At 73.3% G+C, this 17,989-nt stretch carries 16 protein-coding genes; 5 read left to right on the top strand and 11 right to left on the bottom strand.

Annotation, left to right across the window (positions count from 1 at the left end):
* Window positions 1-191 precede the first annotated feature (191 nt).
* From JQN83_RS07725 to JQN83_RS33705, 10 genes are read right to left on the bottom strand one after another with little or no spacing between them, the layout of a single operon-like run.
* Complete coding sequence (locus JQN83_RS07725) at window positions 192-1,262, bottom strand: LacI family DNA-binding transcriptional regulator (protein ID WP_208566340.1); 1,071 nt, start codon at window positions 1,260-1,262, stop codon at window positions 192-194.
* Between the two features lie 39 nt (window positions 1,263-1,301).
* Window positions 1,302-1,964, bottom strand: a complete 663-nt coding sequence (locus tag JQN83_RS07720; protein WP_208566339.1) for an SDR family NAD(P)-dependent oxidoreductase — start codon at window positions 1,962-1,964, stop codon at window positions 1,302-1,304.
* A complete protein-coding gene (locus JQN83_RS07715) occupies window positions 1,961-2,743 on the bottom strand; it encodes an HpcH/HpaI aldolase family protein (RefSeq protein ID WP_208566338.1) in 783 nt (260 codons plus the stop codon). Before JQN83_RS07715 ends, JQN83_RS07720 begins: the two co-directional genes overlap by 4 nt.
* A complete protein-coding gene (locus JQN83_RS07710; RefSeq protein ID WP_208566337.1) occupies window positions 2,743-3,840 on the bottom strand; it encodes an ABC transporter substrate-binding protein in 1,098 nt (365 codons plus the stop codon). The genes JQN83_RS07715 and JQN83_RS07710 overlap by 1 nt, the downstream gene beginning before the upstream one ends.
* Window positions 3,837-4,697, bottom strand: a complete 861-nt coding sequence (locus JQN83_RS07705; RefSeq protein ID WP_208566336.1) for an ABC transporter permease — start codon at window positions 4,695-4,697, stop codon at window positions 3,837-3,839. The genes JQN83_RS07710 and JQN83_RS07705 overlap by 4 nt, the downstream gene beginning before the upstream one ends.
* On the bottom strand, window positions 4,694-5,485 hold the full coding sequence (locus JQN83_RS07700; protein WP_232377477.1) for an ABC transporter ATP-binding protein: 792 nt from the start codon (window positions 5,483-5,485) through the stop codon (window positions 4,694-4,696). The genes JQN83_RS07705 and JQN83_RS07700 overlap by 4 nt, the downstream gene beginning before the upstream one ends.
* A 2-nt stretch (window positions 5,486-5,487) precedes the next feature.
* A complete protein-coding gene (locus tag JQN83_RS07695) occupies window positions 5,488-6,426 on the bottom strand; it encodes a polysaccharide deacetylase family protein (RefSeq protein ID WP_208566335.1) in 939 nt (312 codons plus the stop codon).
* On the bottom strand, window positions 6,420-7,856 hold the full coding sequence (locus JQN83_RS07690) for an MmgE/PrpD family protein (RefSeq protein ID WP_208566334.1): 1,437 nt from the start codon (window positions 7,854-7,856) through the stop codon (window positions 6,420-6,422). Before JQN83_RS07690 ends, JQN83_RS07695 begins: the two co-directional genes overlap by 7 nt.
* The gene (locus tag JQN83_RS07685) at window positions 7,853-8,884 is read right to left on the bottom strand and encodes a quinone oxidoreductase family protein (RefSeq protein WP_208566333.1); all 1,032 of its coding nucleotides are present in this window, start codon (window positions 8,882-8,884) and stop codon (window positions 7,853-7,855) included. The genes JQN83_RS07690 and JQN83_RS07685 overlap by 4 nt, the downstream gene beginning before the upstream one ends.
* The gene (locus JQN83_RS33705; RefSeq protein ID WP_208566332.1) at window positions 8,881-9,891 is read right to left on the bottom strand and encodes an asparaginase; all 1,011 of its coding nucleotides are present in this window, start codon (window positions 9,889-9,891) and stop codon (window positions 8,881-8,883) included. The genes JQN83_RS07685 and JQN83_RS33705 overlap by 4 nt, the downstream gene beginning before the upstream one ends.
* 221 nt (window positions 9,892-10,112) lie before the next feature.
* Here JQN83_RS33705 and JQN83_RS07675 point away from each other — a divergent pair, with 221 nt between their 5' ends.
* The gene (locus tag JQN83_RS07675) at window positions 10,113-10,802 is read left to right on the top strand and encodes a helix-turn-helix domain-containing protein (protein WP_307799078.1); all 690 of its coding nucleotides are present in this window, start codon (window positions 10,113-10,115) and stop codon (window positions 10,800-10,802) included.
* Between the two features lie 1,260 nt (window positions 10,803-12,062).
* Here the strand turns inward: JQN83_RS07675 and JQN83_RS07670 are convergent.
* Complete coding sequence (locus JQN83_RS07670; RefSeq protein ID WP_208566331.1) at window positions 12,063-12,461, bottom strand: VOC family protein; 399 nt, start codon at window positions 12,459-12,461, stop codon at window positions 12,063-12,065.
* 244 nt (window positions 12,462-12,705) lie between these two features.
* On the opposite strand from JQN83_RS07670, the gene JQN83_RS07665 reads away from it, so the two are divergent.
* From JQN83_RS07665 to JQN83_RS07650, 4 genes are all read left to right on the top strand, one after another.
* Window positions 12,706-12,996, top strand: a complete 291-nt coding sequence (locus JQN83_RS07665; protein ID WP_208566493.1) for a hypothetical protein — start codon at window positions 12,706-12,708, stop codon at window positions 12,994-12,996.
* Between the two features lie 15 nt (window positions 12,997-13,011).
* A complete protein-coding gene (locus tag JQN83_RS07660; RefSeq protein WP_208566330.1) occupies window positions 13,012-14,433 on the top strand; it encodes a class I SAM-dependent methyltransferase in 1,422 nt (473 codons plus the stop codon).
* On the top strand, window positions 14,426-16,474 hold the full coding sequence (locus tag JQN83_RS07655) for a sulfatase-like hydrolase/transferase (protein WP_208566329.1): 2,049 nt from the start codon (window positions 14,426-14,428) through the stop codon (window positions 16,472-16,474). Before JQN83_RS07660 ends, JQN83_RS07655 begins: the two co-directional genes overlap by 8 nt.
* Window positions 16,475-16,698: 224 nt before the next feature.
* Entirely contained in the window at window positions 16,699-17,982 is a 1,284-nt protein-coding gene (locus JQN83_RS07650; RefSeq protein WP_208566328.1) for a citrate synthase, read from the top strand.
* The last annotated feature ends 7 nt before the right edge of the window (window positions 17,983-17,989 follow it).

Below are 17,989 nucleotides of genomic sequence, written 5' to 3'. Positions count from 1 at the left end.
CGACCGGACCCCGGCACCGGACCGGGCGGCGCGGGGCACGGGCGGATCCGGACCGGGCGGACCTGGTCCGGGTGGCGCGGGGCACGGGCGGATCCGGACCGGGCGGACCTGGTCCGGGTGGCGCGGGGCACGGGCGGATCCGGTCCGCGCGGCACGGCGGGTGCCGGCCGACCGGGTCCGCCGGGCGGCCGTCAGTTCAGCGGTGTGCCCACCCGGGACACCGCCGGCAGCGCGACGGTACCCGCCACCGCCCTCGTCGCGTCGGGGAGGAAGTCGGCGGTGGTCGCCCGGACGACCAGCTCCGGGGCCAGCCGCACCGACGTGGTGCTGCCCGAGTCGAGCAGGGTGAGCAGGGCGTGCAGCGCCTGCGAGCCCATGTCCCGCAGCGGGGTACGGATCGAGGTGAGCGGCACCAGGAGCTGGGCGTCCACGTCGATGTCGTTGTACCCGACCACCGCCACTTCCCGACCGACCCGCAGGCCGTGGTCGCGCAGGGTGCCCATCGCGCCGATCGCGGCGAAGTCGTTGACCGCGAAGACCCCGTCGGGACGACCGGAGCCCAGCAGCCCGGCCATCGCCGAGGCCCCACCGGCGACGTCGAAGGTGGACGGTGCGACCCACCGGGGGTCGACCGGGACGCCCTGGGCCTTCGCCGCGGCGAGGAAGCCCGCGACCCGGTCGGCGGAGGTGCTGGCGTGGCCGGGGCCGGCGATCACCGCCAGCCGCCGGCAGCCCACGTCGATCAGGTGCTCGGCGGCGAGCCGCCCACCGAGGCGGTCCCGGCCGGTCACCGACGGGAAACCCCGGGAGGCCCGGCTGACCAGCACGAACGGCACCCCGTCGGCAGCCAGCCGGGCCAGCATCGGGTCGTTGCGGCGGGCGTCACCGATGATCAGCCCGTCCACCCGTTCCCCGATCAACCGCTGGATGCGCAGTGCCCGCGCCTCGTCGTCGTCCCAGCTGCTGCTGACCACCGCCTGGTAGCCGGCGGCGGCAGCGGCGGCGTCGATGCCCTCGAAGACGGTGGCCAGCACGATGTCGGTGATCCGGGGGACCAGCACGCCGATCACCCCGGTCTTGCCGCTGCGCAGGCTGGCCGCCCAGCGGTCCCGGTGGAACCCGAGCTGCTTGGCGGCCTCCACGATCCGGGTCGCGGTCGCCGGGGCGACCCGCACGTCGTCGCCGCGCAGCACCCGGGAGACCGTGGAGACGTGCACCCCGGTGAGGCTGGCGACATCGCGCAGGGTCACCCGTTTGTTCACTGTGCCTCCCGTGCCGGACCGGTACCCGTACCCGGCAACCTAGCTGAGATGACTGCCCCCGTTCACATCGAAGGTCATGCCGGTGACCGTGGCGCAGGAATCGGAGAGCAGGAACAGCACGATGTCGGCGATCTCCTGTGCCGAGGAGACCCGGCCCAGCGGCATCCGGGCCCGCAGACCCGCCTTCTGCTCGGCGGTGAGCCGGTCGTGCATCGGGGTGGCCACCGGGCCGGGCGCGACGGCGTTGACCCGTACCCCCTGCGGTCCGAAGTCGACGGCCAGGTGCCGCATCAGGCCCAGTACCCCCGCCTTCGCCGCCGCGTACGCCGTGCCCGACAGCCGGGTGCCGCCGTCACGGGCGTTGAGGCTGCTCATCAGCACCAGCGACCCGCCGCCGGCCGCCGCCATCCGGGGCACCACGGCCTGGCTGACGACGAACGCGGCGGTGAGGTTGTTGCGCAGGGTGCGTTCCCACTCGGCGAGGCTGGTCTGCTCGATGCCACCGGAGCTGACCACCCCGGCCAGGTGGGCCACCCGGCGCGGGGTGCCGATCGCGTCGACGAACTCGCCCACCGCGACCGGGTCGGCGGCGTCCACGCCGGTGGAGACGTCCAGCACGTGCACCGTCTCGCCCCGGGCGCGGGCGGCGGCGACCACCGCCGCGCCGATGCCGCTGGCCCCGCCGGTCACCAGCAGGCTCACGACGTACCGCCGAGGATCTCGTCGCGGGCCCGCCGGTAGGCGTCGGAGAGCAGCATCTCCGGCTGGGAGTAGACGACGAAGCGGACGCCCCGGTCGATCCAGCGGCGGGCCTCCTCGGCGGAGTAGGCCAGCATGCCGGCGACCCGGCCGGCGGCGACGACCCGCTCGACGAAGTCGACCGCGTGCTTCTCCACCTCCGGGTGGGTGGGCTGGTAGCCCAGGCCCAGCTTGACCGACAGGTCGGCCCGCCCGAGCATCAGCACGTCGAGGTCGGCGGCGAGGATGTCGTCCAGGTTGGCCAGCCCGGCAGGGGTCTCGACCAGGGCGACGACCGTGGTGTTCTGCCCGGCCCAGGTCAGGTAGCGGTCGAAGTCGCCCCGGGCGGTGCCGTGCCCGGCGGCCCGCGCCGCCGAGCACAGCGTCCGGTCACCGACCGGCGGGTAGTGGGTCAGCCGGGCCGCCTCGACGGCCTGCGCGCCGGTCTCCACCAGCGGCAGCACCACCCCACCGGCACCGCTGTCCAGGGACCAGAGCAGGTCCTTCTCCTCGATCCGGCGCAGCCGGACCAGCGGGGTGGTCCCCGCCGAGCCGGCCGCCCGGACCATCGCCAGCACGCTCTGCTCGTCGGCCGCGGCGTGCTCGGTGTCGACGACCAGGAAGTCGTAGCCGAGGGCGCCGAGGATCTCGCCGATCGCCGGTTCCTGGAGCAGGGTCAGGCTGCCGAGGGCGACGCCACCGTCGCGCAGCACCTCGGCCAGCCGGCTCGGACGGGGATACATCAGGACTCCAGCTTCTGCACGCCGCCGCAGTCGCGGTTGGCCGGCACCTCGCCGACGATCTTCAGGGCGGCGTCGACGACGGAACCGTCGTGCCACTCACCGACCTCCGGCAACTTTTCGATGATCTTGTTGTCGAGCAGCCACTTGCCGTCCTCGGCGGTCACCGTGGCGGTGTCCACCCGACCGTTCGGGTCCATGTACGGCCACTGGTCGGTGCCGTACAGCTTGGTGATCGTCTCCGCCGGCACCTTGGTCCGCTCAGCCACGATCTTGATGACGTCGTCCTTGTTGGCCGGGTCCTGGTAGTAGCGCACGCCCTCCAGCCAGCCGGCCATCCACCGGGCCGCGACCTCGGGCCGCTTGCTGATGAAGTCCTGCGACATGGTGATCAGGCCCTGCTCCTGGTTGGGCGCCACCTCGTTCATCGCCAGCACCCGCTTGGCCTGCCCGTCGGTGATGAGCTGGTACGCCAGCGGCTGCACCACGAAGCCGGCGTCCACCGCACCGCTCTTGAGCGCGTTGGCCGTGTCCGGGTAGCTCAGGGTGACGATCTGCCCCAGGTCGGACTGCTTCAACCCGACCTCACCCAGCGCCCGGTCCAGCCAGTACTCGGTGGTCGAACCCTTGGCCAGGATGGCGACCTTCTTGCCCTTGAGGTCGGCCACGCTCTTCAGGCCGCCGTCGAAGGCCTGGGTACGGGCCAGCAGGAGGTTGTCCGACGCACACCGGTACTGCTGCCGGTCGGCCACCGCCCGCACCCGCAGGCCCTGGTTGACCGCGTTGAACAGCGCGCCACCGGTGCCCGGGATGTTCACGTCCAGCTTGCCCTGACCCTGCACCGCCAGCCGGGAGTAGATGTCGGCGTTGCTGAACTCCACCTCGACCTGGTGCTTGCCGAAGAAGCCCTTCGCGTCGGCCACCATCATCGGCGCCAGCGAGAGGATCTCCAGCGAGTTGACCGTCACCTTGTCGGTGCCGTCGGCGCCCTTCGACTCCGCGTCGTCACCGCAGGCCGCGGTGCCGAGCAGCAGGCTCGCCCCCAACAGCGCGGCGATGACACCTTTTTGCTTGATCGTCGTGATCCGCTTGATTGTCATGATTGGCCCTCCGTCCAGCTGAAGAAGCGCCGCTGCACGCGCAGCGTCACCGTGGTGAGGAAAAAGCCCATCGCCGCGATCACCGCGAGCGTGGCGTACATGTTGTCGATCTGATAGATCTGCCAGTACCGCCAGGTCATCGACCCGACGCCGTCACTGGCGGCGAGGAATTCACCGGCGATGGTGCCCAGCAGGGCCAGCCCCGCGGCCAGCCGGATGCCGGCGAAGATGGACGGCAGGGCGCCCGGCAGGACGATCTTCCAGAGGATCTGCTGCCGGCCGGCGCCCAGGTTGCGGGCCATCAGGATCAGCCGCTCGTCGACCTGGAGCACCCCGGACATCGCGTTCACCACGGCCGGGAAGAACGAGATGATCCCGGCGAGCACCACGATCGGCCGTCCGCCGGTGCCGAAGATGACCAGCAGCAGCGGCAGGATCGCCACCACCGGGATCGGGTACGTGATGGCGATCAGCGGGTCGATCAGCACCCGAACCCACCGCGACCGTCCCATCGCGATGCCCAGCAGCGTCGCCGGGATCACCCCGAGCAGGAAGCCGAGCAGGATGCGCTGGGCGGTGATCCCGACGTTGGGCAGCAGCTCCCCGGAGGAGAAGAGCTCGACCAGGGCCTGCACGCACTCCGACGGGGCCGGGAAGAAGGTCTTGTCGATCAGCCCGGCCATGCTGCCGCCCTGCCACAGCGCCAGCACCACGACCACCGGCACCATGCTGCCCAGCCCGCTGCTGAGCAGCTTGAAGCCGCGACCCGGCGGGCGTTCCGCGCGGGGGTCCACCGCGTAGCGGACCACGGGTTCGTCGGGCGCCCGCTCCCGGGTCGGCACGCTCTGCTCGCTCATCGGTCCCCCTTCGCTTCCGCCCACTCGGCCGCCAGGGTGGCGTCCCGCAACTGCGCCCACAGGTGGCGTTTCAACTCGGTGAACCGCGGGTCCAACTCGACGTCGCGGGTACGCGGCCGGGGGAACGGCACCCGGATCTCCTCGACCACCCGGGTCGGCCGGGGCCCGAGCACGATGATCCGGTCGGCCAGCAGCAGCGCCTCCTCGATGCTGTGCGTGATGAACAGGACCGTCTTGCGGTGCTTCGACCAGACCTGGAGCAGTTCGTCCTGCAACAGGGTCCGGGTCTGGGCGTCCACCGCCGCGAACGGCTCGTCCATCAGCAGGACCTCGGGGTCGCTGGCCAGGGCCCGGGCGATCCCGGCCCGCTGGCGCATCCCGCCGGACAACTCGTGCGGCTTGTTGTCGGCGAACGCCTCGATGCCCATCATCGTCAGGTGCTCCCGGGCCACCTCGCGCCGCCGGGCGGCGGGCACCCCGCGCAGCTCCAGCCCGAAGCCGACGTTGTCGGCGATGGAGCGCCAGGGGATCAGCGCGTAGTCCTGCCAGACGATCGAGGTGAGCGGGCCGGCGGCGGTGCGTTCGCCGACGAAGCGGATCTCCCCGTCGTCCGGCCGGCGCAGCCCGCCGAGCAGGCCGAGCAGCGTCGACTTGCCGCACCCGCTGGGCCCGATCACGCAGACGAACTCCTGCGCCTCGATGGTGGTGCTGAGGCTGCCGACCACCGACAGTCGGCTCCCGTCGGCCCGGGGATAGCCCTTGGCCACGTTGTCGATCTCGATGCGCATGGTCACTGCCCTCCGTGGGCCGGCAGGTCGGAGTAGTTGTGGTGCCACCAGTCGGCGATGTCGCGTCGCCTGGCGAACCAGACCCCGGGCAGGTCCTGCGCCCAGGCGATCAGGTCACGCAGCGCGGAGGCCCGCCCGGCCTGGCCGATCAGCCGGGCGTGCAGCCCGATCGAGATCATCTTGGGGGAGGTCTCGCCCTCCTCCCACAGGTACTCGATGCCCCGCCGGCAGTTCTCGAAGAAGTCCGTCGGGTTGCCGTAGCCGGGGCTGAAGGCGAACCGGCCGTCGTTGTAGGTGTGGGTGTACGGCACCACCAGGTGCCGCTGGTCGGCCACCTGCACCCAGTACGGCAGGTCGTCGTTGTAGGCGTTGGAGTCGTAGCGGAAGCCACCCTCCTCGACCAGCAGCCGCCGCGTGCGGTCCGACGGGGCGTACCGGGAGTACCAGCCGACCGGGCGTTCCCCGGACAGCTCGGTGATCGTCGCCACCGCCTGCCGGATCTCCGCGCGTTCCTCGTCCTCGGTCATCCCCGACGGCTCCCGCCAGCGCAGACCGTGCGAGCAGATCTCGTGCCCGGCGTCGACGAACGCCTTGGTCAGCGGCCGGTTACGGGCCAGCGCCTCGGCACAGCCGTAGACGGTCACCGGGGTCTGCGTGCGGTCGAACAGCCGCAGCAACCGCCACGCCCCGGCCCGGCTGCCGTACTCGTAGACCGACTCCTGGGACAGGTCACGGTGCTCGGCGCTGGTCGGCGTGTACGAGATCTCGCCGACCCACTCGTTGACGCTGTCGCCGTCGAGGAGGCTGTGCTCGGCGCCCTCCTCGTAGTTGAGGCACAGGCTCACCGCCACCCGGGCACCACCGGGCCACTCGACGCGGGGCAGGTCCGCGCCGTAGCCGATGAAGTCCCGCTCGGTGCCGGGTTCGACTCTGATCACCATGACGTCATGTCCTTTCTGCCGGATGGGCCGGGCCCAGCGGGAACCGGCGGCGGGCCGCCGTTCGGATTCGGTGCCCCACCCCGCACCAGCGCGGTGAGGTCTCGCAGTCGGGTCGCCCCGGGGGCCCGGGTCAGCCCGTGCAGCAGCTCGGCCGCCCCCGCCGGCACCCCCGGCGTACGCAGCAGCGCGGCGTCCACGGCGGCCAGCTCGTCGGCCGTCATCGGGTCCTCCCGGTCACCGTGGTGGAACCGGGCCCGCCCGGTCAGCCGGGCCCCGCTGCGGGTGGTCACCTCGACCACCGCCGGTCGGCCCGCCGGATATCCCTGGTCCAGCCCGGGGTCGTGGCGTACGGTCACCCGCTCGGCGAGCCGGGCCGCGCGGGCCCACCGGTCGTCCGCCGGCCCGTCCGGGGCACCCGGGTCGGTGCCGACCAGCCCGCAGGCGACCACCCACGGGATGCTGAACTGGCGGGCCAGCCGGCCGACCGGACGACGCTCGGCGAGCAGGGCCGCGCCCGCGTAGGTGTCCACGGTCACCGTCGCCACCTCGTCGGCCGTCAGGTCCCGGGCCATCGCGCGGGCCACCGTCCACCCGGTCAGGGTGTGCGCGCAGACCCCCACCGGTTTGAAGTAGGCGTCCGGCAGCAGCGGTCGGGATCCCAGCGCGACGTCCACCGGCCGGTCGGTGCCACCGTGGTGGACGGTCCGGGCGAGGTGCGGCAGCGCCGGACCGGTGGCCGGGAACCCGGCGTCGGCGAGCCGGGCGACGGTCAGCCCGTTGGCGGTGCCGAGGGCGGGCAACAGGTAGTGGGCGGCGTGTCCCCGCCGGGTGTCGGCCTCGGGCCCGGCCAGCGCCACGGTCAGCGCCAGGTTCACCGTGTCGGTGACCCCGGCGGTGTCCTGACCGGTGACGATCCCGGCGGCGGCCGCGGCCGCGCCGGTGCCCCACCCGCCGTGCGGGTGCACCCCGGGGCGGGGTGCGCCGAGGAGCAGACCGAGCCGGGCGCCCACCTCCCAGCCGACCGCCAGCGCCCGCAGGAACACCCGCAGGCTGCGGTCGTCGGCTTCGGTGGCGGCCAGCGCTGCGGCGTACGCGTGCAGCCCGGGGTGCCCCCGGGATTCGCGCAGGCCCTCGTCGCACTGGCTGACGGTGATCGCCGCCGCCGTCACCGCCGCCGCCCGTGCCGGCTCGTCCGTCCCGCCCGGGGCGGCCAGCAGCGTGCACCGGCCGTGCGGGTCGCCGGGGGTGTCGAGCCCGGCGGGCAGGTGCCCCCGGGCCGCGACGGCGTTGGCGGTCAGCCGGGCGGCCACCTGCCGGACCAGCACCTGTCCAGCGCCGGTGGCCAGCAGCGTGTCGGCGGCCTCGACCGCACCGGCGACGAGCGTGGCCAGCACGTCGCCGCGGGCATCCCCCCGCCGGTGGTCGGTCACGGTGTGATCACCTGCTTGCCGAGCACCCGCCGGTCGGCGAGCGCCTGGTGGGCCCGGCCGGCGTCGGCCAGCGGGAGGACCGCGTCGACCCGGGGGGTGAGTTGTCCCGCCGCGACCAGGCCCAGCACCCGGGCGATCTCGTCGGGGCGCTGGCTGCGCGACCCGCGCAGCTCGTACTCGTTGCGGAAGGTCTCGATGAGGTCGAGGTGCGGGTGCTCCCCGGCGTGGCCGCCGCCGACGATCAGCCGACCGGTGGGGGCGAGGGTGCCCAGCGCGGCCTCGAAGACGTCGCCCCCGATGTGTTCGACGATCACGTCGAAGCCCGCACCCCCGGTGATCTTCCGGGCCTCGGTGGCCCAGTCGGGGTCGCGGGTGCTCAGCACCGCGTCGGCGCCGAGGGAGGAGACGAAGTCGGCCTTCGCCGGGTCGCCGACCAGGCCGACCACCCGAGCGCCGCCGAGCTTGGCGAGCTGCACCACCGCGTGCCCGAGCCCACCGGCGGCACCCGGGGCGAGGACCCACTCGCCGGGCGCGAGTCGGCCGATGGAGTACAGGGTGCGCCAGGCGGTGCCGAAGGAGATCGGGGTGGAGGCGGCGACCACCGGGTCGAGGTCGCCGATGTCGAGCAGGCCGCGCGCCGGGGCCACCGCGTGCCGGGCGTAGCCGCCCCACCTGGTGATGCCGGGCATGTCGGCGTTCGGGCAGAGGTTGGCCCGGCCGCCCAGGCAACGGGGGCAGGTCCCGCAGGGCGTGTTGGGCAGCACCAGCACGCGGTCGCCCGGGGCCCGGTCGGTGACCCGGGAGCCGAGCTGCTCGACCACGCCGACGACCTCCCGGCCGAGCACGTGTGGCAGCCGCAGCGGCATCCGGGACACCCCGCTGCGCAGGTCGGCGTCGAGGTGGTTGACGGCGACCGCGAGCACCCGCAGCAGGACCTCGTCGGGGCCGGGTTCGGGCAGGTCGACCTCGGTGAGGGTGAGCGTCTCGGGGCCGCCGTACCCGTTCATGGTCACTGCTTCGGTCTTCACGCGTGACGTCCTTCCACCATGGTGCGCAGGGCTGCCGGCACGGCGCCGGGTTCTTCGACGGCCAGGGCGAGGGCCAACGCCACCCGGGCCTGGGTGCCGGTGAGGTCGCCGGCGAAGAGCGCGCCGGCGCGGGCGAGGGTCGCCCCGCCGCCGGCGTAGACCGGGCGGACCCGGCCCGCCCCGGTCCGGCTGGTGATGACCACGGGTACGCCGCGTCGGCCGGCCTCCGCGACGGCCTCGGCGACCGCGGGTGGGGCGTTGCCCGCGCCGAACGCCTCGACCACGATGCCGACGGCACCGGCGTGCAGCGACGCGTTCAGGTGGGTGCCGTCCACACCGGCGACGAGCTTGACCAGGTCCACCCGGGGAAGTGCGGTGGGGACCGGTCGGTCGGCGTAGTGGCTGCCCCGGGCGGCGGTGGAGACGCGGAGCACGCCGTCCGGGTCGACCAGGGCCAGCACCCCGGCCGTTCCGCCGGAGAACGCCGACACCGCCGAGGTGTGCACCTTGCGGCTCTCCACAGCGGCGTAGGCGACCCCGCCCATGACCGTCGCCGCGCCGACCGGCTGCGGGGCGGCGACGACCCGGATCGCGTCGGCGAGGTTGCGTCCGGCGTCGGAGTCGGGCTCGTCGGCGCTGCGTTGCGCGCCGGTCAGCACGACGCGGGCGTCGGGGCCGGTGAGCTGCCCGGTCAGGTAGGCGGCTTCCTCCAGCGTGTCGGTGCCGTGGGTGACGACGACGCCGGAGAACCCGTCGGCGAGCTTGGCCCGGACGGCCCGGACGGTGCCGAGCATGTCGTCCAGGGAGAGCGCGAAGCTCGGCCGGCAGGACAGGTCGAAGCCGTGGATCTCCACGCCGGCCGGGACGGTGACGTTCTTCAGCAGGTCCGTGACGGAGTCGGTCACGGCCAGGCCCTCGTCGGGGTCCCACCGCGACGCGATCGTCCCACCGGTTGCCAGAACCGCGATCCGCACCAGCCACACCCCCTTGCGCAAACGATTGCTCAACTGGGTGATGACAGTTGCACAAACGTTCGCCCTGCACAAGAGCTGCGGGAACGCGGAAGCGAGGAAGTTATGCGATGGCGATCTGCCAGGTGACGGCCCGGTGTCCGGCCTGTTTCGGTGTCCTCCGTCGTCCGGTTCGGGCCGGTGGCCGGTGGCATGGCGCGGTCCCCGGCCGGTGGCGTGGCGCGGTCCCCGGGCCGGTGGCGTGGCAGGCTGGGTCCGTGTACCGGGAACGGCCTGCCGAGATGATCGCCGGCGCGGTGCTCTGGGCGACCGAGAGTCGACCGGACGCCGCGCCGACGCGGGTGCTGCCCGATGGCTGCCTGGACCTGCTCTGGTCGAGCCGGGCGGGCCTGCTGGTCGCCGGGCCGGACCGCACGGCCTACCTGAGCCTGTCCCGGCAGGGGGAGCGGTGGCGTGGTGTCCGGCTACCGCCCGGGCTGGGCCCGGCCGTCTTCGGTGTCCCCGCCGACGAGTTGCGCGACCGTCGGGTGCCCCTCGACGCCCTCTGGGGGCGGACCGCCCTCCGGCTCGCCGACCAACTCGGCGCGTCGCCCACCGCCGCCGACCTGGCCACGGTGGCGGCCGACCGGCTCGCCCGGGTGGGTGGCGCGGACCCGCTGGGCCCCCGGGTGGCCGCCCTGCTCGCCGCCGGCGCCACGGTCACCGCGACCGCCGCCGAGGTCGGCCTCGGCCCGCGCGCCCTGCACCGACGCAGCCAGGCCCTCTTCGGGTACGGCCCGAAGACCCTCGCCCGCATCCTGCGGTTGCGCCGCGCACTCGCCCTGGCAGGTCGCGGGGTCGGCCTGGCCGAGGTGGCTGCCTGTGCCGGCTACGCCGACCAGGCCCACTTCACCCGCGACGCCCGGGACCTGGCCGGAGTCACGCCGACCACCCTGCTCGCCCGGTGACCCCGCCCCGTCGGCAGTGGTGCCCCTTGACCCGCGCTGCCCGTCACCCGGTAGTGCCCGTCGCCAGGGCGTTGCCTGACGCTGCCTGTTGCCCGGTAGTGCCCGTTGCCGGGGTGTGCCTGGTGTTGCCCGTTGACCGTTGCCCGGTAGTGCCCGTTGCCGTTGGTCTGCGCTGCCCGTCATCCGGTGCCTGGGCGGCCGTGGGCGGCTTCGTCGACATCGGCGCGACGATGGACGGGGCTGTCGGTCGTCAGTCACGTCGTGGTCGCCGGGCGCTGGGTGCTGGGCAAGCGTGGCCGGGCGATGGCCCGGAAGTCCGTTGCGGAAGGGCCGCCAGCGGACGCCGGGCCACGGCGGGCATCATCGGGCTGATCGAGACGATTCCGGTGCTCCGGCCGGCGCACTGAGCGCCGGACCGTCGCCCGGTCGTCGCCCGGACCGCTGCCCGGACCGGCGGACAGCCCGGCTGACCATGTGCTGTCCGGGCCCTTTCGAGCTGATGACCCAAACGACTCACCACCCTGCCTCCGCCCTGGTCGTCCGGAATCCTCGTCGGTCACCACCATGCTTTCCGCCCTGGTCGTCCGGAATCCTCGCCAGTTTCTCCAGGACCTTCCACGCCCGCCGGTCGGCGTCGGCGTCGGAGGGGAGGGCTGATGACGCCACCGACCGACGGTTTCGGCTCGGGGATGAGAGGGTGGCGGGCCGGTTCTGTCCTCGTTCTCCCCGCTCCGCCTGCCCGAACCGGCCCGGCAGCGGCGTAGTCGGTGGGCGGGAGGGTCGAGCTGACCGAACCGGCCCGGCCGCGGCGTAGTCGGTGGTCGGGCCGGTCGAGTGAATCGTTGACGTCATCAGCTCGAAAGGACCCGAACAGCACCACGCCTGGTCCCGCTCCCGGCAGGATCCTGCATCCGGGTGGCGTCCCGGGCAGTGTGGCGCGGGGGCGCGGGCTGTGGTGGTGCGGGGGAGTGGCCGTGTGGGCTGTGGTGGTGCGGGGGAGTGGCCGCTCAGGCTGTGGTGGAGCGGGAAAATGGCCGCGCGGGCTGTGGTGGTGCGCGGGAGTGGCCGTGTGGGCTGTGGTGGTGCGGGGGATGTGGCGGGGCAGGCGGTGGCCGCGCGTGGCGGTGGCCCTGTGGGGCGGTGGCCCTGTGGGGCGGTGGCGCGGGCAGTGGTGGCGCGAGCCGGGTCTTCTCGGTTTCGGTTACCACGCCGTCCGGCCGGCAGCAGGTGGGAATGCCGGCAAATCCGTGGCCGCCGTGGTCAGCTCGGGTCGAGCGGGGCGAAGAGGTCGACGCCGTTGCCGTCCGGGTCGTGCAGGACGGCGTACCGCTGGCCCCAGAAGGCGTCCCAGGGGGCGATCTCGCCGTGGAAGCCCGCGTCGGTCAGCGCGGTCCAGTACCGGTCCACCTCGGCCGGGTCGGCGCAGCGGAAGGCGAGGCTGGCGCGCGGGCTGCCGCTGGGTGGCGTCCAGTCGGGGTGGAAGCCGCGCAGCATCGTCACGGTGTCCCAGGCCAGCCGCAGCCCACCCGGCAGGGTGACCTCGACGTGGTCCTCGTGGTCGGCGTCGGCGGGGATGTCGAGCCCGAGCCGGCGGTAGAAGTCCAGGGTGCGGGCCATGTCGTTGACCGCGGTGCCGATGAGGTCGAAGCGGGGCGTCATGGGTCCAGGTTAGGTCGGTGCCCGACCCGGGGTCTTGAACGGAACGGACCGAGGAAACCACGTGCCCCTCGCGCGGGACCGGACGACGGCCGGGACGGACTACCGGCCCGGCCTGATCCATGTGCCCCTCGCGCGGGGACCGGACGACGTACGGTGTCAGGGGAGAAAACCGCCTTTCAGGTTCAAATGCCTCGTAACGGCGTGCCTGTCGGCGGTCCATGACGGCGAGGGAAGGGAGCGGCCGATGATGCACCTGGCCTACCTGGACGCGGGATCCGGCAGTCTGATCGTGCAGGCGGTGGTCGGCGGAACAGCGGGCGCAGCGGTCGCCGCCAAGCTCTACTGGCGGCGGGTGGCGGCCCGCTTCCGTCGCCAGCCCACCGAACCCGTCGAGGCCCGCCCACCCGGCCAACCCGCCGGGCAGGCCGGGGCCACCGCGACCGGGCGGCAACCGGCCGCGACCGGGCGGCACCCCTCCGTACCGGCCGAGGCCACCCGGACCGACCGGCAACCGCGACAGCCCGCCGGCAACTGACGGGCCGGCGCACGGATGACCACCGCCGACCTCGGGATCCGGGCCGAACCCGGCTCCTTCCGCGACCCCGCCAACCGGGTCTTCCACCTGGGCGAACAGGTGCTGCGCGGGCTGGGCCCGCAGGGCACCGCCGACTGGCAGGCCCTCGCGGCCAGCGGGTTCTTCGCCGCGCTGCTCGCCGAGGGCAAGGTCTGCGCCACCTCGGCGGTGGACCCGGCGACGCTGCCGGACACCGGGTGGACCACGGTGCTGCGGCACGAGCGCATCCCGTTCGTCTCGCACCCGTACGAGTGGTCGTTCGGCATGTTGCGCGACGCCGCCCTGCTGCACCTGGAGATCCTGCGTCGGGCGTTGGAGGCGGGGTTCACCGTCAAGGACGGCTCGGCCTACAACCTCCAGTGGCGGGGGGCCACCCCGGTCTTCATCGACATCGGCTCGTTCACGCCGCTGACCGAGGGCGAGCCGTGGGCCGGCTACCGGCAGTTCTGCCAGACCCTGCTCTATCCGCTGCTGCTCCAGGCCCACCTCGGGGTGGACTTCCAGCCCTGGCTGCGGGCCCGGGTCGACGGCATCACCCCCGATCAGCTCCGACCGTTGTTCCGGGGCGTGCGCCGGCTGCTGCCCGGGGTGCCCACGCACGTGCACCTGCACGGCGCGATGCAGGCCCGCAACGCCGACGCGAGCAGCAGCGCCGTCGCCGCCCAGCTGCGCGACGCGGGCTACTCCCGCCAGCTGGCCCTGGCCACCGTACGACGGTTGACGCGGCTGGTCAGTCGGCTGGACCGTCGGGTGGCCGGCAGCCACTGGGTCGACTACCCGCGCACCTGCGGCTACACCACGGCGGACCGGGCGGCCAAGGAGAGCTTCGTCGAGGCGGCGGTGGCGACGTGCGGCACCCCCCGGCTGGCGCTCGACCTGGGCGCCAACGACGGCCGGTACGCCCGGATCGCCGCCCGGCACGCCGCCCAGGTGGTCGCCGTCGAGCAGGACCCGGCCGTGGTCGACACCCTCTACCGGGCGCTGCGTGCCGAGGGTGACCGGCGGATCCTGCCACTGGTGATGGACCTGGCCGACCCGTCACCCGGCGGCGGCTGGCGGGGCGTGGAACGGGCCGGGTTCGCCGCCCGGGCCCACGCCGACGTGGTGCTCGCCCTCGCCGTCGTGCACCACCTGGCGATCGGCCACAACGTGCCGCTGCCCGAGGTGGTCGACCAGCTGGTCGGGTACGTCCGTCCCGGTGGTCGGCTGGTGGTGGAGTTCGTCGATCCGCAGGACCCGATGGCGCGGCGGCTGCTGGCGAACAAGCCGGCCGGGATCTTCCCCGACTACCGGCGCGACGAGTTCACCCGGCTGCTGACCGCCCACTGCCGGATCGAGCGTCGGTGCGAACTGCCCTCCGGCACCCGGACGCTCTACCAGGTGGTGGTGGGTGACTGAGCCGACCCTCACCCGGACCGAGCCCGTCGCGCCGCCCGCGCCGGATGAGCGGAGCGCGCCGTCCACCCGGCGGGTCGAGCTGCGCCGGGCGGCGGAGCTGGTCGCCCTGGTCGGCCTGGTGGTCACCCAGCCGTTGCTCGACGTGCTCGGGCGCAGCCCCGACTTCTTCCTGTTCCACCGGGCCGGCAGCGGGGACGTGCTCGCGCTGGTGGCGTTGGTCGCGGTGGTGCCCGGCCTCGCCGTGGTGCTGCTCGGGGCGGCGACCCGGCTGGCCGGGGCGCGGGTCCGGGCCGGTGCCCACACGGTGCTCGTCGGGCTGCTGCTGGCCGGGCTGGCCGTGCAGGTGGGCCGGCAGGTGACGGCGCTGCGGGGCGTACCGCTGGTGATGGTGGCGGTGCTGGCCGGGGCGGCCGGGGCGGTGGCACACCGGCGCTGGTCGCTGCCCGGCCGGGTGTTGCGGGTGGCCGCCGTCGGGCCGGTCGTCTTCGTCGGGTTGTTCCTGTTCGCCTCGCCCGCCTCGGCGGTGGTGCTGCCCCGCGCGCACGAGGGTGCCGCCGGGGTCGCCGGCCCGGGCTCGCACCCGCCGGTCGTCATGATCGTCCTGGACGAGTTGCCGCTGGTGTCGCTGCTCGGTCCGGACGGACGGATCGACGCGGCCCGCTACCCGAACTTCGCCGAGCTGGCCGGCGGCTCCACCTGGTACCGCAACGCCACCGGCGTCAGCGGGTGGACGCCGTACGCGTTGCCGGCGATGTTGACCGGCCGCTACCCGTCGACCCCGGCGGCCCCGCACTACTCGCAGTACCCGGACAACCTGTTCACCGCCCTCGGCGGCCTGTACGACATCCGGGCCCAGGAGAGCATCACCCGGCTCTGCCCGCCCAGCCGCTGTGACCAGCCGGTCGCCCCCGAACAGGGGCTCGGCGTGCTGGTGCGGGAGAGCGGGGCGTTGCTGGGCCGCATCGCCGCCCCGGTGGACAGCCGGGTCGACCCGCAGGAGTCCTACCGGGAGCAGACCGCCGCCGAGGTGGGACTGGACGCCGCCGAACCGGTCCCGGCCGACCCGAAGTTCCGTTGGGACAGCCTGAACGACAACCAGCCGGCCCGGTTCACCGCTTTCCTGGCCGGGCTGCGCCCGTCCGACCGGCCGACCCTGCACTTCCTGCACCTGCTGATGCCGCACGCCCCGTGGGTGTACCTGCCGTCCGGGGCGCGTTACGACGCACCGGACGACCTGCCCAACGACGGCGCGGGTTGGGCGGAACTGGCCCGGGCCCGGCACCTGGCCCAGTTGCGGTACACCGACCGGCTGGTCGGCGAGACGCTGCGCACGCTGCGCGCCTCCGGCCTGTACGACAGGTCGCTGGTCGTGCTCACCGCCGACCACGGGGTGAGTTTCGCCCCGGACTGGCAGGGCCGGGGGATGGGCGCGATCACGCACGCGCCCGGCGAGGTGGCCTGGGTGCCGCTGTTCGTCAAGGAGCCCGGTCAGCGTGCCGGTCGGGTCGACGACCGCAACTGGGAGCACGTGGACCTGCTGCCCACCATCGCCGACGAGGTGCACGTCCGGGTCCCGTGGCGGCTCGACGGCCGGTCCGCGCAGCAGCCGCCCCGGGAGCGTACCGAGAAGTTCTTCTACGACCAGCCCGGTGAGCGGGTGGTCCTTCCCGGCGGGGTGCCGGCCCGTCCCGCGCCGCCCGTCCCGCATCCGCTGGTCGGCACGACGGTGGGGGAGAAGCCGTCGGGTGGTACCGCCTCGGTGGCGCACCTGGGCGCGTTCGACCACGTCGATGCGGGGGCGGGGGAGCTGCCGGCTCTGGTGTGGGGGACCGTGCCCGGGCAGGTGCCCGACGGCACGCTGCTCGCGGTGGCCGTCAACGGCCGCATCGGCGCGGTCGTGCCGGTGGTGCCCCCGGACCGGGGGGGTCGCCGGTTCGCCGCGTTCCTCCCCGACGACCGGCTGTTCCGGGCCGGGGCGAACCGGTTGGACATCTACCGGGTGGGCAGCGGCGGCGATCTGCGCCGATTGACCCTCTCCTAAGCTTCAGTGCAATTTCCTGGTATTTCGCCGCTTTTCTGCGTCCCGTCACCGGTGTCCGGCTCCGGCCGTACCCCCGGGCCCGTCGGGGTTTCCGCGCCGCCGGGTCGGGAATCGGGTGACGCATACCTCACCGCAGAACCACGGGGGGCGGTATCCCCGCGACCGCGATTACGGTAAAAGCGAAGGCAATTCAACGAAGATTCGCCGGCGAAGCGAGGAACCACATGACGGAAGTCAAGCTCGACCACCCCGGTGGGCAGCTTTCGATGCCGGTGCAGGGCGCGGTCGAGGGCCCTGCGGGCATCGGGGTCAGTAAGTTGCTCAAGGAAACCGGGATGACAACATACGACCCCGGTTTCGTGAACACCGCGTCCTGTTCTTCCGCGATCACCTACATCGACGGTGACGCGGGCATCCTGCGGTACCGCGGCTACCCGATCGATCAGCTGGCCGAGAAGTCCTCCTTCCTGGAGGTCTCCTACCTGCTCATCTACGGTGAGCTGCCGACCCAGCAGCAGCTGGGCGAGTTCAGCGAGCGGATCCGGCGGCACTCCCTGCTGCACGAGGAGATGCGCCGGTTCTTCGACGGCTTCCCCCGGGACGCCCACCCGATGGCCGTGCTGTCCTCGGCGGTCAGCGCCATCTCCACCTTCTACCAGGACAGCCTGGACCCGTTCGACTCCGAGCACGTGGAGATGTCCACGGTCCGGCTGATGGCGAAGGTCCCCACCATCGCCTCGTACGCCTACAAGAAGTCCATCGGTCAGCCGCTGCTGTACCCGGACAACTCCCTGGGCTACGTGGAGAACTTCCTGCGGATGAACTTCGGCGTGCCCGCCGAGCCGTACGAGGTCGACCCGGTGGTGGCGCGGGTGCTGGACATGCTGTTCGTCCTGCACGCCGACCACGAGCAGAACTGCTCGACCTCCACCGTCCGGCTGGTCGGCTCCAGCAACGCCAACCTCTTCGCCTCGGTCTCGGCCGGGGTGAACGCCCTGTTCGGCCCGCTGCACGGCGGGGCGAACCAGGCCGTGCTGGAGATGCTGGAAAAGATCGAGGCCGACGGCGGTGACGTCGCGTCCTTCGTCCGCAAGGTCAAGGACAAGCAGGACGGCGTCAAGCTGATGGGCTTCGGGCACCGGGTCTACAAGAACTACGACCCCCGGGCCGCCATCGTCAAGAAGGCCGCCCAGGACGTGCTCGGCCGGATGGCCAAGCCGGACCCGCTGCTGGACATCGCGATGCAGCTGGAGGAGATCGCGCTCGCCGACGACTTCTTCGTGTCCCGCCGGCTCTACCCGAACGTGGACTTCTACACCGGGTTGATCTACAAGGCGATGGGCTTCCCGACCAAGATGTTCACGGTGCTGTTCGCGCTGGGCCGGCTGCCCGGCTGGATCGCCCAGTGGCGCGAGATGATCAGCGACCCGGAGACCAAGATCGGCCGGCCCCGGCAGATCTACACCGGTGCGCCCGAGCGGGAGTTCACCGCGATCTCGCAGCGCTGACCCCGGT

The organism is Micromonospora antibiotica (genome assembly GCF_017599305.1).
GTDB lineage: Bacteria > Actinomycetota > Actinomycetes > Mycobacteriales > Micromonosporaceae > Micromonospora > Micromonospora antibiotica.
Note: the sequence above shows the minus strand (reverse complement) of the source record. Positions and strands in the feature narration are given on the sequence as shown.